Origin of the sequence: Curtobacterium oceanosedimentum (assembly GCF_020297365.1) — a bacterium.
Classification (GTDB): Bacteria; Actinomycetota; Actinomycetes; order Actinomycetales; family Microbacteriaceae; genus Curtobacterium.
Genome location: NZ_JAIXIG010000014.1, coordinates 41897 through 56588, shown reverse-complemented (window position 1 = coordinate 56588; position 14692 = coordinate 41897). Strand labels below are relative to the sequence as shown.

The 14692-nt window shown below is 71.4% G+C and carries 11 protein-coding genes; 7 read left to right on the top strand and 4 right to left on the bottom strand.

Annotated features, from left to right (window positions below):
* Positions 1–38: 38 nt before the first annotated feature.
* Genes LEL83_RS08260 through LEL83_RS08250 form a run of 3 tightly spaced genes read right to left on the bottom strand, consistent with a single transcriptional unit; the run spans position 39 to position 3216 of the window.
* The gene (locus tag LEL83_RS08260; protein WP_225558451.1) at positions 39–896 is read right to left on the bottom strand and encodes an EamA family transporter; all 858 of its coding nucleotides are present in this window, start codon (positions 894–896) and stop codon (positions 39–41) included.
* 13 nt (positions 897–909) lie between these two features.
* A complete protein-coding gene (locus LEL83_RS08255) occupies positions 910–1572 on the bottom strand; it encodes a response regulator transcription factor (RefSeq protein ID WP_225558450.1) in 663 nt (220 codons plus the stop codon).
* Between the two features lie 39 nt (positions 1573–1611).
* Entirely contained in the window at positions 1612–3216 is a 1605-nt protein-coding gene (locus LEL83_RS08250; RefSeq protein WP_225558449.1) for a sensor histidine kinase, read from the bottom strand.
* Positions 3217–3348: 132 nt separating this feature from the next.
* On the opposite strand from LEL83_RS08250, the gene LEL83_RS08245 reads away from it, so the two are divergent.
* A complete protein-coding gene (locus tag LEL83_RS08245; RefSeq protein WP_225558448.1) occupies positions 3349–4191 on the top strand; it encodes a helix-turn-helix domain-containing protein in 843 nt (280 codons plus the stop codon).
* Between the two features lie 353 nt (positions 4192–4544).
* On the opposite strand, the gene LEL83_RS08240 is transcribed toward LEL83_RS08245, so the two are convergent.
* The gene (locus LEL83_RS08240) at positions 4545–5576 is read right to left on the bottom strand and encodes a LacI family DNA-binding transcriptional regulator (protein ID WP_225558447.1); all 1032 of its coding nucleotides are present in this window, start codon (positions 5574–5576) and stop codon (positions 4545–4547) included.
* Positions 5577–5694: 118 nt separating this feature from the next.
* Here LEL83_RS08240 and LEL83_RS08235 point away from each other — a divergent pair, with 118 nt between their 5' ends.
* From LEL83_RS08235 to LEL83_RS08210, 6 genes are read left to right on the top strand one after another with little or no spacing between them, the layout of a single operon-like run.
* Entirely contained in the window at positions 5695–6969 is a 1275-nt protein-coding gene (locus LEL83_RS08235; protein WP_225558446.1) for an ABC transporter substrate-binding protein, read from the top strand.
* Between the two features lie 19 nt (positions 6970–6988).
* Positions 6989–7867 (top strand): carbohydrate ABC transporter permease, encoded by an 879-nt coding sequence (locus LEL83_RS08230; protein ID WP_225558445.1) that lies wholly within the window; start codon positions 6989–6991, stop codon positions 7865–7867.
* Positions 7864–8859 carry a carbohydrate ABC transporter permease gene (locus LEL83_RS08225; protein ID WP_225558444.1) on the top strand — a complete coding sequence of 332 codons (996 nt, stop codon included), beginning with the start codon at positions 7864–7866 and terminating at the stop codon, positions 8857–8859. Before LEL83_RS08230 ends, LEL83_RS08225 begins: the two co-directional genes overlap by 4 nt.
* On the top strand, positions 8859–10229 hold the full coding sequence (locus tag LEL83_RS08220; RefSeq protein WP_225558443.1) for a glycoside hydrolase 5 family protein: 1371 nt from the start codon (positions 8859–8861) through the stop codon (positions 10227–10229). Before LEL83_RS08225 ends, LEL83_RS08220 begins: the two co-directional genes overlap by 1 nt.
* A 48-nt stretch (positions 10230–10277) precedes the next feature.
* Positions 10278–13298 carry an alpha-mannosidase gene (locus LEL83_RS08215; RefSeq protein ID WP_225558442.1) on the top strand — a complete coding sequence of 1007 codons (3021 nt, stop codon included), beginning with the start codon at positions 10278–10280 and terminating at the stop codon, positions 13296–13298.
* A 28-nt stretch (positions 13299–13326) separates the two neighbouring features.
* Positions 13327–14301, top strand: coding sequence for an endo-beta-N-acetylglucosaminidase H (locus LEL83_RS08210; RefSeq protein WP_225558441.1), 975 nt, complete (start codon positions 13327–13329; stop codon positions 14299–14301).
* Positions 14302–14692: the final 391 nt, after the last annotated feature.

The following is a 14692-nucleotide window of genomic DNA, read 5'->3' as shown; positions in this document are numbered from 1 at the left end:
CCGCTGTCGGCGGACGTGATCCGGGCCTCCGCTTCGTCTCACGCCACCGGTCCGTCGCGTCGGCGACGCGACGACAGCGTCACACCGACGCTGGCCGCCGTGACGCACGCCAGGGCGACCGTCTCGAGCACCGAGAGGCCCTCGGCGAGCACGACCAGGCCGGCGAGGGCCGCGATCGCCGGGCCGAGGCTCTGCAGCACGCCGAACACGCGCGTGGGCATGCGGCGCAGGGCGAGCATCTCGAGCGCGTACGGCAGCACGCTGGACAGCACGGCCACGGCGCCGAAGACGACCAGGAGCCTCGGTTCCCGCAGGACGCCGTCGACCGCGGACGGCAGTCCGAACGGCAGCGCCACGAGCATCGCGACGACCATCGACACGACGAGCCCGTCGACGCCGGGGATCGCGGCGCCCACGCGCCGGTTCATCACGATGTAGCCGGCCCAGCACGCGGCGGCGAGCACGGCCCAGACCACCCCGTCGACCTCCGTGACGGCGGTCGGACCGATGCCGAGCAGCACGACACCGGCGAGCGCGAGCAGGGCCCACACCGCGTCGCGCCACCGTCGGGTGTGCACGAGCGACAGGGCGAGGGGTCCGAGGAACTCGATCGTCACGGCGATCCCGATCGAGATGCTCGCGAACGACAAGTAGATGAACACGTTCATGCCGCCCAGGGCGAGGCCGAGGCCGACGGCGCCGAGCCACTGGGCGCGCGTCCAGTGCCGCACACGCGGCCGCACCACCAGGGCGAGCACGACGGCGCCGATGACGAGCCGGAGCGTGGCGGCGCCGACTGCACCGACGTCGTCGAAGTGGGTCTTGGCGATCGCGGCGCCGACCTGGACGGACACCATCGCGGTCAGCGCCAGCAGGGGAGCGGGGACGCGGTTCACCCGCGGGCTCGGTTCATCCGAGGTAGGCGAGGACGGCGAGGACGCGGCGGTGGTCCTCTCCGGTGTCCTCGAGCGCGAGCTTGCCGAAGATGCTGGAGACGTGCTTCTCGACGGCGCCGGTGCCGATCACCAGGGCGCGCGCGATCGCGGCGTTCGTGCGGCCCTCGGCCATCAACCCGAGCACGTCGCGCTCCCGCGGGGTGAGCGCCGCGAGGGGATCGCGGCGGCGGCTCATCAGCTGCGTCACGACCTCGGGGTCGAGCACCGTGCCGCCCGCGGCGATGCGGCGGACGGCGTCGTCGATCTCCTCGAGCCGGGTGACGCGGTCCTTGAGCAGGTAGCCGATGCCGGTCGCTCCGGCGGCCAGGACGTCCTCGGCGTAGGTGGCCTCGACGTACTGGGACAGCAGGAGCACGCCGGTGCGCGGGGCGATCCGGCGGGTCTCGACGGCGGCGCGCACGCCCTCGTCGGTGAAGGTCGGGGGCATCCGGACGTCCATCACGACGACGTCGGGTGCACCGTCGGGCAGGGTCGCGAGGAACGACCGGGCGTCCGAGTACTGCCCGACCACGTCGATCCCGGCCTCGTCGAGCACGCGGGCCAGGCCCTCGCGGAGCAGGACGGCGTCGTCCACGACGACGGCCCGGATGCGTGCTGCATCCGGGCCGTCGCTCATGCCGACCAGCCTAGTGGGAGCGCGGGCGCTCCCGCGGGGTCACCGCTGGGTCGTCGCCATCGGGACCCCGTGCAGCGCACCGAGCGGGATCCGTGCCGTCGCCTCGGTCGGGCCGCCCTCGGGGCTCGACACGACGAGGTCGCCGTCGAGGGCGCGGACGCGTCCCATCAGCCCCTCGATGCCGTGGCCCTGCGACGGCCGCGCGCCGCCCCGGCCGTCGTCGGTGACGCTGACGGTCAGGTACCAGAGGCCCGAGGCGTCCACCACGAGACCGAGGTACACGCCGGCCGTCGAGGCACCGGAGTGCTTCATCGTGTTGGTCAGCAGCTCGCTCACCGTGAAGTAGACGTTGCGCTGGATCTCGGAGGCCAGCTCGAGGCCCTCCGGCAGGCGCACATCGAGTCCGACGGGGATCGGGCTGCGGGCGACCAGGGCCTCGAGCGCGGCGACGAGCCCGCGGTCGAGCAGGATCGGCGGAGCGAACCCGCGGGACAGCGCCCGCAGCTCGTCGAGGGCGTCCTGCGCGTGCTCGGAGGCCTCGCCGATGAGCTGCTTCGCCTTCTGCGGGTCACGGTCGAGGGCGCGCTCGGCGGCGGACAGGTCCATGCGGAGGCGCACCAGGCGCTGCTGCGGGCCGTCGTGCAGGTCGCGCTCGATCTGGCGGAGCGCCTGCCCCTCGGCGGTGACGGCACCGGCGCGGGATGCCTGGAGGCCGGCGACGCGACGCTCGAGCACCTCGGCGCGGAACCCGCCGAGCAGCCCGAAGTCGATCCAGTAGTGGGCGAGGACCGAGCCACGCGCCCAGAGCGGCAGCAGCACGACCGAGGCGGCCATCGACAGCAGGGCGAGGAACCCGACGCCGACCAGGGACCCGAGACCGTCCGGGACGTACCCGGCCGCGATGTTGCCCACGAAGTACAGGCCGCCCGCGACGATCGGCCAGGTGAAGCCGACGAGCAGCAGCGCGCCGGCGCCGACGGTCACGACCGCGGCGAGCGGGTAGACCACGGCGGCGTGGAGCAGGTACAGCCAGTAGTGCGGGTTCGCGACGGCGGACCCGGTGCGCGTCCACCAGTTCTGCTGCCAGCGGGGCGTCCAGTCGACCGGGCGGATCGGGCGCGGGTCGGCCCAGCTCATCCGGAGCTTCTCGAACTGCCCGAGCCACCGCGCCACGAACAGGGCGATGAAGAACATGAGCAGGACGAACGGGTTGAACAGGTCGCGGAACCCGCCGCCGAAGATCGCCGTCGGGAACGCGAAGTACAGCGTGCAGAGCAGCACGGCGGTGAGCGCCATGTAGCCGAAGTCCCGCGGCAGGCGCTTCCAGGCGTCACGGTAGAACTGTCCGGCCGTCATGCCGGATCCGGTGCCCGAGCCGCCGCCGCCCGGTCGGGACCCGACGGGCGGGGTCGCGCTCCACGACGCCGGCGGGATCTGCTGGTCGCTCTGGTCGCGCTGCCGCGGGTACTGGGGCATCGGCTTGGTGGCTCCGGGGGGCGTGGTGTCGTCCAGCGGGACGGTGTTCGCCTGCTCGGCCGGGCTCGTGACGTCGTCCAGCGGGACGGTCGTGGCCTGGTCGGGCGAGGGCGTGGCGTCGTCCAGCGGGACGGTGCGCGCCTGGTCGAGGCGGTTGGTGTCGGTCATGCATCCAGCCTCGCGATCACGAGGCCGTCCGCCCATCCTGCCCTCTCCCCGACCCGGGTGGGGTTATCCCCCCTCTTCTACAGGTCGCTCGATCCGCGCCACGCCGGCCCCGTCCTCGATCACGCTCGTCGGATGGGTGACGCACTCCGAGCACTGGTCGACACAGTCGGACTCGACGTCGGGCCGGGAACCGAGGTCCTGTCCGACGACGAGTCCTGGACGCTCGACATCGACGCCGCGGGCGAGCACGTCTGGGTGGCCACGCGCTCACGTCCGCTCTGGCTGCGACGAGGGGAGGACATCGCCTGCGTCGACGCCGGCGCCGCTGCCCTGGTCGGACCGCACCCGGGGATCACGGTCAGCACGGGATCGCACCGCTCCGGCCCGCCCCGCGTCGCGGACACCTACGAGTACGACCACGAGGCGCTCTTCGCGCGCACGGGCGTCCTCGTCGGAGCAGCCTCGCTCGGCCCGCTCGCCGACGAGGTCCTCGCACTCCCACCCATCGCGACCACCGGCCCGCCCGGCACTCCCTCGCCCGATGTCGTCCTCGCGCTCCGCCACGTCGCGCACCTCGACGGCGGGAGGTGGCACGGAGCGCAGCGGCAGGCCCTCGCCCGACTCGTCGTCACGACGGTGCTCCGAGACAACCCGCCCCCGATGCTCGGCGACAACGGTCTCGCACGGGTCCTCGACCGCCTGTTCGATCCTGCCGGTCCGCCGTCCGTACGGGCGCTCCTCGACGGCATCGACATGTCGGAGCGCACCCTCGAACGCCGGTGCGCCGCGGCGACGGGCTGCACGCCCGCGCAGCTCGGCCGCTGGTACCGCAGCCTGTCGATCCGGAACGCGCTCGCTCGTGGCGACCCGCCAGCCGAGGTCGCGGCACGTTCCGGCTACAGCACGACGTCGTCGATGCGGCGTGCGTTCGCGCGGGTCCGTCCGCCGACGAGCCGCAGGGCCGAGCGGTGGTGACCGCGGCCCGCGGGGAGGACGTTCCGCTCTGCAGCGCTGGCGGTTCTGGTTCGTGTTCTCCCTGGTGCGCGAACCGGGATCGTCACGGCGCCGAGGAGACCGCGGCCTCCCGCCGCCCGGACGATGCCCGGACAACCGGTGTCGGTAGTCGCGTGCTCCGGGAGCGGCGCGGCCGGTCGACTCGCGGACTCGGGTGGGGCGTTCCGCTCCGTGGCGCTGGCGGTTCTGGTTCCCGTTCCCCGCGGTCCGCGAACCGGGATCGTCACGGCGCCGAGCAGACCACGGTCTTCCGCCGCCAGCGCTGTGCGCGGACACCGGGTGTCGGCAGCCGGGTGCTCCGGGAACGGCGGGGGTCAGGCGGGGGCGCGGCTGGTCGACTCGCGGACGCTCAGGGTGAGGGACGGGCCCGGACGCGAGGGGAGCGGGACCCGGGCATCGATCTGCTCGCGCAGCAGCGTCGCCGCCCGCTGCCCGAGCTCGACGGTGTCGCGGGTGAGCGAGGTGATCGCCGGTCGGACGAGTCGGATCATCGCCGAGTCGTCGAACGACACGATGGACACGGCGCCCGGCACCGCGACGCCCATCTCGCTCGCCACCCCGAGTCCGGCTACGGCGAGCACGTCGTTGTCGTACACGATCGCCGTCGGTCGGACGCTCCGTGACAGCAGGGTCCGGGTGGCGCTCGCACCGGCCTCGGCCGAGTAGTCCGTCGGCACCGAGACGGCGTCGTCGAGCCCCTCGCGGGCGGCGAAGGCCCGCACCCGGTCCATGCGCATGGCGGTGTGCTCGAACTCCGGCCGCCCGGCGACGTGGGCGATGCGCCGGTGCCCGAGGGCATGCAGGTAGCGCAGGACGGTGTCGGTGGCGTCCGAGTCGTCGATCCAGACCGTGGGCGCCGCTCCGTCCGGCGAGGGGTGCGAGCCGACGACGACCGTGGGCATGCCGAGGTCGGCGAGCAGGGCGAGCCGGGGGTCCTCGCGGCGTGGGTCGATGACGATCACCCCGTCGACCCGGTGCCCGCGCCACCAGTCCCGGTAGGTCTCGAGCTCCTCGTCGGCATCGCGCGCGACGAGCAGGTTCATGCCGACGTGGCTTCCGGCCAGACCGAGCTGGATGCCCGAGATGAGGTCACCGAAGAAGGACTCGGTGCCCAGGGTCCGGGCCGGCCGGTTCAGCACGAACCCGATCGAGCCGGCCTTCGCGCCGCCGAGCGCGCGGGCGGCGGTGTGCGGCTGCCAGTCGAGCTCGCGGGCGATCTCACGCACGCGCCGACGGGTCTCGTCGGAGACGCCCGGCCGGTCGTTCAACGCGAAGGACACCGCACTGATCGACACGCCGGCCCGTGCGGCGATGTCGGCGATCGTCGTTCGACGCTTGCTGGCCACGGGGTTGACTATAGCGCTTTAGTCATGAACAGTGTCTGCCACACACGGGTTCGGGGATCACTACTGAACCGGTTCAGCTATGACGAGGGAGTCAGACGCCATGAGGACCAGCACACGCATGACGAGGGGCCGCGCCACCGCGCTGCTCGCGACGGCCGCCGCCACGGCGCTCGTCCTGACCGGCTGCTCGAGCGGCGGGAACGCGGCCGACGGCGGCGACGGCGAGATCAGCGGCACCATCACGCTGCAGACCTGGGCGCTCACGCCGACCTACACGGACTACCTCGACGGGGTCATCGACGACTTCGAGAAGGCCCACCCGGACGCGAAGGTGAAGCTGCAGGACCAGCCCGGCGACGGGTACGCCGACAAGGTGCTCAGCCAGGCGTCGTCGAACTCGCTGCCCGACGTGATCAACCTGCCGCCGGACATCGCCCTGCCGCTCGCCAAGCGCGGGTTCCTGCAGGACGTCGGGAAGGACGACCCGAAGCTCGCCAGCACGTACGTCGCCGGCGCGGTGGACTCGTACAAGTACAAGGGAGTGGACGGCACGTTCGGCTACCCCTGGTACCTCAACACCGACGTGAACTACTGGAACTCGACGATGTTCGCCAAGTGCGGCCTCGACGCGGAGAACCCGCCGAAGACCACCGACGAGCTGTTCACGCAGGCGAAGACCATGCACGACAACTGCCCGACCGACTACCTGATGAGCCGGAAGCCCGGCCTCGGTGACTTCACGCTCGCCGGCGTCGAGGTGCTCAACGCCGACGGCACCAAGTTCACCTTCGCCGACTCGTCGGAGGCCGCCGACCTGATCGACCGCTACAAGGACGCGTACCAGGACGGCTACATGCCCTCCAACGTACTGAACAGCGACTACCTCGGCAACTCGACCCTGTTCACGCAGGCCAAGGTCGCCTGGACCACCGGTGGCGCGACCTCGCTCGCCGACTTCGAGAAGAACAACCCGTCGCTCAAGGGCAAGGTCACCGTCAGCCCCGCGCTCGACACCCCGCCGCTCTACGTGCAGGGCCTGTCGGTGTCGAGCAGGTCGAAGCACCTGGCCACCGCCGAGGCCTTCGCGAAGTTCATGACGAACGCGGAGAACCAGGAGGCGTTCGCCCACCAGGTCAACATCTTCCCGTCCACCACGTCGTCGCAGTCCGACCCGTACTTCTCGAAGGACGACGGCACCGTGAACGGCGAGGCCCGGGTCCTGGCGAACGAGGCCCTCGAGTCGGCGGAGGTCATCAACCCCGTCGAGGCGAACTCCGCGATGACGGACTTCCTCGACCAGCAGATCGCCCTCGCGATGAAGGGCCAGGTGGCGCCGGAGCAGGCACTCGAGACCGCCCAGACCAAGATGAACAGCCTGCTGGCCAACGGCTAGCGGCGACGGGAGGATCGTCATGCGTGCGAACCGCTGGTACACGCCCTGGTTGCTCGTCCTGCCGGCTCTGATCTGGCTCGTCGCGTTCAGCCTGTGGCCCTCGATCAACACGGTGCGGCTGTCGTTCACGAACGCCAGCCCCCTCGGCGGCGTCAGCCAGTGGGTGGGGATCCAGAACTTCCAGACCCTGCTCGCCGACCCGCAGGTGTGGGAGGCGCTGCTCAACAGCGTCATCTACATGGCGGTGTGCCTGCCGCTGCTGACGGTCCTCCCGCTCCTCATCGCGGTGCTCGTGCAGCAGAAGCTTCCCGGGATCGCGTTCTTCCGCACCGCGTTCTACACGCCGGTCATCGCGTCCGCGGTGGTCGTCGGCCTCATCTGGACGTGGATCCTCGACGACCGCGGTGTCATCAACGAGATGGCGCAGGCCCTCGGTGTCGTGCAGGGCAGCGTCCCGTTCCTGACCGACCGGTGGCTGCTGCTCCTCAGCGCCATCAGCCTGACGGTGTGGAAGGGGCTCGGCTACTACATGATCATCTTCCTGGCCGCCCTGGGGAACGTCGGCAAGGACCTGCACGAGGCCGCAGCCCTCGACGGCGCCGGCGCGGTCCGACGCTTCTGGTCGGTCACGATGCCCGGGGTCCGCGGCACCATGACGCTCGTCGGGATCCTGGTGTGCGTCTCCGCGCTCCGGGTGTTCAGCGAGCTCTACATCCTCACCAACGGCACCGGTGGGCCCGGCGGGCAGGACAACTCGCTCGTCATGCTCATCCAGCAGTACGCCCGCGGCTTCACCGGCAACCTCGGTTACGCGTCCGCTCTGAGCCTCCTGCTCTTCGTCGTGACGCTCATCCCGATGCTCGCCCTCGCCCGGATGAACAGCAAGGCGGACAAGTGACGAACACGACCAGCACGACCGAACCCGTCATCGGCGGCGCGCAGGGCGCGGCCAGCCCGACGCCGGACGTGACCGGCGCGACCGACGCGGGACGGGCCTCCCGGCAGAACGGACGAGGCGGACGAGGCGGACGCGACGGGCGCGGGCGGCGCCGCGCGGTCTGGGGCGTCATGTCCACCCGCGAGAAGGTCGTCCGCTACGTCCTGCTCGTCGTGGTGCTCTTCATCACGATCGGCCCGTTCCTGTGGCAGCTGTCCACCTCGCTCAAGGGCGCCGGCGAGGACATCTACACGGCGAACCCGTCGTTCATCCCCTCCGAGCCGACCTTCGAGAACTACCTCAAGGTGGCCGCCGCGATCCCGGTGTGGCGGTACATCGGCAACTCGCTGCTCGTCGCCGCGATCGACGTGTTCGGCAACATCGTGTTCGCGACGCTCGCCGGGTTCGCGCTCGCGCGGCTGCAGTGGCGGCACCGGAAGCTCGTGCTCGGCCTGTTCCTCGGCACCCTGGTGCTGCCCGGCGAGGCGACGATCATCTCGCAGTTCGTCACCGTGAAGGACCTCGGCCTGGCCGACAACCTGGTCGGTGTCGCCCTGCCCGGCATGATCGCCGCCCTCAACGTGCTGCTCATGTTCAACGCGTTCCGGCAGATCCCCGAGGAGATCGACCAGGCGGCGGTGATGGACGGCGCGAACGCGATGCAGCGGCTGCGGTACATCTCGCTGCCCGCCGTGCAGGGGACCATCGCCGTCATCGCGATCTTCTCGTTCATCGGCGCGTGGGACGACTTCCTCTGGCCGCTCATCGTGCTGCAGTCACCCGAGAACCTCACCCTGACCGTCGGGTTGCAGTACCTGCAGGGCACGTTCGCCACCGACCAGCGGATGATCGCGGCCGGCACCATGATCGCGTTCATCCCGATCGCCGTGATCTTCGCCGTCCTGCAGCGCTTCTTCTTCAAGGGCGTCGAAGAGGGCGGTGTGAAGGGCTGATGCGCTTCGGGGTCAACTACACGCCCTCGGTCGGCTGGTTCCACTCGTGGCTCGACTTCTCACCGTCGGACACCGCCAAGGACCTCGAGGCGATCGCGTCGCTCGGCGCCGACCACGTGCGGATCTTCCCGCTGTGGCCGGTCGTCCAGCCGAACCGGACGCTCATCCGGGCCTCGGCGCTGCAGGACGTCGCCACGGTGGTCGACCTCGCCGGGTCGTTCGGCCTCGACGTCAACGTGGACGCACTGCAGGGGCACCTGTCGAGCTTCGACTTCGTGCCCTCGTGGCTGGACAGCTGGCACCGCCGCAACATGTTCACCGATCCGGACGTCGTCGCGTCGACCGCGGCGTACGTCCGGGCGCTCGCCGGAGCGGTCGCCGACAAGCCCAACCTGCTCGGCATCACCATCGGCAACGAGGTCAACCAGTTCGCGCACGCGCCGCACCCCGCACCCCACGACATCACCGCGGAGCAGGGGCACGCGTGGGCGGCGGCGATGGTCGCGGCGGCGCGCGACGGCCTGTCGTCCTGGTCGTCCGGCCGGGAGGCGCGGGTCGGCCCCGCCACGTCGGCCCCGTCCGGCACCGGGTCGCGTCCAGGGCCCCTGGTCACCGTCGCGCAGTACGACGCCGCCTGGTACGACGACGCGCAGCCCTTCGGCCCGGAGCACGCGGCGGACCACGGTGACGCCACCGTCACGCACTCGTGGGTGTTCAACGGCTCGGCGGCCCTCCACGGCGCCCTCGGGGCCGGGTCGGTGCGGCACGGGGAGTACCTGCTCCAGCTCGCCGCAGCCTGGAACCGCGACGCCGCCCGGCCGAACTGGCTGCAGGAGGTCGGCGCCCCCACGAACGTCGTCGACCCCGCCGACGCCGCTTCGTTCACCGAGCGGACGATCCGGCACGTGCTCGACGCGCAGCAGGTGCTCGGGGTGACGTGGTGGTGCTCCCACGACGTGTCCCGGTCGCTCGCCGACTTCCCGGAGCTCGAGTACGACCTCGGGCTGTTCACGAACGACGGCCGACTGAAGCCCGCCGGCCAGGCCTTCGCCGACCTCGCCCGCGCCGAGCGCACCCGGCAGGCCGCCGCCGTCCCCCCGGCCACCGCACTCGTCCTCGACGACGTGCTGTCGGACGGCACGCTCCGGCACGGCACGCGCGCCGACTGCGCTCCCGGCGGTCGGTTCGCCGCCGCGTGGCTGGCCCTGGCCGAGTCGGCGCCGGACGGCCGCGGACCGCAGGTCGTCCTGCGCTCCCGGCTGTCGGACACCGCGCTGCTGGCCGCCCGAGGCATCGACCGCTGCGTCGACGTGCCGTCCGACCTCGACACCACCACCGTCCGCGTCGCCCACCCGGCGACGACGCCCTGACCCGCGACCACACCCGACCCGCGACCACGCCCGACCCCGGAAGGCCCCATGCACGACGACATCCCCCTCACCACCGGACGCGCCCGACGGGTGCTCGACGAGCGGATCACCCCCGCGGTGCACGCGACCACGACGGCCCTGCAGGCCGCCTGGCACGAGCTGCCGGGGGAGCCGATCCCGCCGACCGAGGGACTCGCGCTCACGTTCGAGCCCTACGAGGTGGGGACACCGTGGGGTGCTGCCTGGGGCACGACGTGGTTCCGGCTGACCGGGACCGTGCCGGCCGAGTGGGCCGGACGCCGGGTCGAGGCCGTGATCGACCTCGGCTTCGACAAGAACATGCCCGGGTTCCAGTGCGAGGGGCTCGTCTACCTGGCCGACGGCACCCCGGTGAAGTCGATCAACCCGCGCAACCAGTGGGTCCTGGTCACCGAGCGGGCCGAGGGTGGCGAGACCGTCGAGCTCTTCGTCGAGGCCGCGTCGAACCCCGTCCTGCTCGACTACCACCCCTTCCTGCCGACGCAGGAGGGCGACGTGCAGACCTCGTCCTCGAAGTGCCTCTACGCCACCCGCCGGATGGAGCTCGCCGTCTTCGAGTCCGAGGTGCACGAGCTCGCCCTGGACATCGACGTCCTGCTCGAGCTGCAGGCCGAGCTGCCCGCCGGGCCCCGACGCATGCGGATCCTGCAGGCCCTCGACGACGCCCTCGACGCGCTCGACCTGCAGCACATCCCGGAGACCGCCGGGGAGGCCCGAGCGGCGCTCGCCGAGGTGCTGGCCGCACCCGCCGAGGCCTCCGCGCACACGATCTCCGCCGTCGGGCACGCCCACATCGACTCTGCCTGGCTCTGGCCCGTGCGCGAGACCATCCGCAAGGTCGCCCGCACCACCTCGACCATGACCGAGCTCATCGACCAGACCGACGACTTCCTGTACGGCATGTCGAGCGCGCAGCAGTACGCGTGGATCAAGCAGCACCGCCCCGAGGTCTACGCCCGGGTCGAGGCTGCGGTCGAGGCCGGTCGGTTCCTGCCGATCGGCGGCATGTGGGTCGAGTCCGACACCGTGATGCCGACCGGCGAGAGCATCGTCCGGCAGTTCTCGCAGGGGCAGCGGTTCTTCGAGCGCGAGTTCGGCATCCGGCCCAAGGGCGTCTGGCTGCCGGACAGCTTCGGGTACTCGCCGGCGTTGCCGCAGCTCATGCGCCGCGCGGGCTTCGAGTGGTTCTTCACGCAGAAGATCTCGTGGAACCAGGTGAACAAGTTCCCGCACCACACGTTCCTGTGGGAGGGCATCGACGGTTCGCGGGTCTTCTCGCACTTCCCGTCGATGGACACCTACAACTCGCGGCTGTCCGGCAGCGAGGTCGCCAAGGCCTCCCGCCAGTTCCGCGAGAACCGGCTCGCCACCGGTTCGATCGCCCCGGTCGGTTGGGGCGACGGCGGCGGGGGCACCACCCGCGAGATGACCGGTACCGCCGCCCGGCTGGCGGACCTGGAGGGCAGCGCGAAGGTCCGCTGGGAGCACCCGGACACGTTCTTCGACCGCGCGAAGGCCGAGCTGACCGACCCGCCCGTGTGGGTGGGGGAGCTGTACCTCGAGCTGCACCGCGCCACGCTCACGAGCCAGCACGGCACGAAGCAGGGCAACCGCCGGTGCGAGCAGCTGCTCATCGAGGCCGAGCTCTGGGCCGCGACCGCCGCCGCCCGCACCGACTTCACCTACCCGTACGACGAGCTCGACGCGCTGTGGCAGCAGGTCCTGCTGCAGCAGTTCCACGACATCCTGCCGGGCACCTCGATCGCCTGGGTGCACCGCGAAGCGGTCGCGAAGTACGCCGAGACGGCCGCGGCGCTGACCGCGATCATCGACCAGGCGCTCTCGGCGCTCGCCGGTACCGGGGACACGGCCGTCGTCGTGAACCCGGCCCCGTTCCTCCAGGCCGGCGCACCCGCGCAGGGTGCGGTCGTCGCGACCGACGTGGCGGCGGGGACCGCGGTGTCGCTGACCGAGCAGAACGGCGGGTACGTGCTGGCGAACGACCTGGTGCGGGTCGTCGTCGACGCACAGGGGCTCGTGACGAGTGCCGTCGACCTGGTGACCGGGCGCGAGGCGGTCGCGGCCGGCCAAGCGGGGAACCTGCTGCAGCTGCACCAGGACTTCCCGAACATGTGGGACGCGTGGGACGTCGACCGGTACTACCGCAACCGCGTCGAGGACCTCGTGTCGACCACCGGGCTGACCGCGTCGGTCGACGACGCCGGGGTCGCCCGCGTGGTCGTCGAGCGGGCGTTCGGTGACTCGACGGTCCGCCAGGAGATCGTCCTGGCACCAGGGTCCCGCACCCTCGAGTTCGACCAGGTGACCGACTGGCACGAGACCGAGAAGTTCCTCAAGGTGGCGTTCCCGCTCGACGTCCGCGCCGAGCACACCGTCGCCGAGACGCAGTTCGGCGCGCAGAAGCGGGTGACGCACACGAACACCTCGTGGGAGGCCGCGAAGTTCGAGACCTCGATGCACCGCTACGTGCTCGTGTCCGAGCCCGGCTTCGGCGTCGCGCTCGTGAACGACTCGATCCACGGCTTCGACACCACCCGAGACGCCGTCGACGGACACGTCACCACGACCGTGCGGCTGTCGCTGCTGCGGGCGCCGCGGTTCCCCGACCCCGAGACCGACCAGGGCGTGCAGACGCACCGGTACGGCATCGTCATCGGCACCGACCAGCTCGGGGCAACCGAGGCCGGCGTGCGGATGAACGCGGGCGCACGGACGATCACCGGAGCACACGGGTTCGCGCCGCTCGTCCAGGTGTCCGGCGGGGTCGTGCTGTCGAGCGTCAAGCTCGCCGACGACCGCTCGGGCGACCTGGTCGTGCGCGTGTACGAGCCGTCCGGGCAGCGGGGGACCGGCGCGATCGCCCTGTCCGAGGGCGACGGAGCCGCGTTCGGCACCGCTGCCGAGGTCACCCTGCTCGAAGAGCCGCTGGCCTCGGCCGCCGCCGTCGAGGCGTCCTCGTTCGCCGTCGATGCCTACGAGGTTCGCACCTTCCGCTTCCCACGCAACTGATCGACCTGTCCAACCAAGGAGGAACGTCATGAAGCAGTCCACGAAGTTCGGCATCGCGACCGCACTGGTCGCCATGCTCGCGGCACCACTGGTGCCCGCCGCAGCATCCGCTGCGCCGTCTCCGTCCGGTTCGAGCCACGGACACGGACACGGACACGGGCACGGCTCCGGGCACGGGCACGGCCACGAGCACCACGCCGTCCCCACGAAGTCCGGCCCGACGAGCGTCGCCTACGTCGAGGTCAACAACGACGAGCTCGCGAACGTCGGCCGGTACACGCTCGAGAACGGCGCGAACGCGTTCGACGTGGCGATCATCTTCGCCGCGAACATCAACCGGGACGCGAACGGCAAGGCGGTCCTCTACAACAACGAGAACGTGCAGCGCACCCTCGACCAGGCCGCGACGCAGATCCGCCCGCTGCAGGCCAAGGGCATCAAGGTGACGCTCTCGGTGCTCGGCAACCACCAGGGCACCGGGCTGGCGAACTTCACCTCGAAGGCAGCCGCGCGGGACTTCGCCGCGCAGGTGTCGGCGACGGTGGAGAAGTACGGGCTCGACGGGGTCGACCTGGACGACGAGTACTCCGACTACGGCGTGAACGGCACGCCGCAGCCCAACGACCAGTCCATCGGTTGGCTCATCAGCGCCCTGCGTGCCGACATGCCGGGCAAGATCATCTCGTTCTACGACATCGGCCCGTCGTCCGATGCCCTGAAGACCGTGAGCCCGTCGATCGGGAAGAAGCTCGACTACGCCTGGAACCCGTACTACGGCACCTACACGGCGCCGACGATCCCGGGCCTGCCGAAGTCGAAGCTCTCCGCCGCGGCGGTGGACATCCAGAACACCCCCGAGGCCACCGCCGTCTCGCTCGCACAGCGCACGAAGGCCGACGGGTACGGCGTCTTCATGACGTACAACCTGCCGGACGGTGACGAGTCGGCGTACGTGTCGGCCTTCACGAAGGTGCTGTACGGACAGGCCGCGTCGTACCGCTGACGCATTCGTCCCGACGGCGGCTCGCGCCCCGTGCTCCCCGGCTCCGGCCTGGAGGCGCGGGGCGTGTCCGTCGTCATGGTCCTGTTGGTCCGGGGGAGGCACGAGTTCCCGTTCGCTCTTGACGGTTCCGGTTCGCGGACCCTGGCGATCGTGAACCGAAACCGTCCTCCGTCGGAAGGGAAACCCTGTCCGGCGTACGCGACGCCCCGGCCCGGCCCGCTCGACGCACCGGCCCGGCCCGCTCGACGCACCGGCCCGGCCCGCTCGACGCTGCGGCACGGTGCGGCTCCCGCATCGGGCTTCCCGGCTCCGGCCTGGAAGCGCGGGGCGCGTCCGTCGTCCTGCTCCCGCTGGCTCCGGGGAGGCATCGGTTCCTCCTCGCCCTTGACGG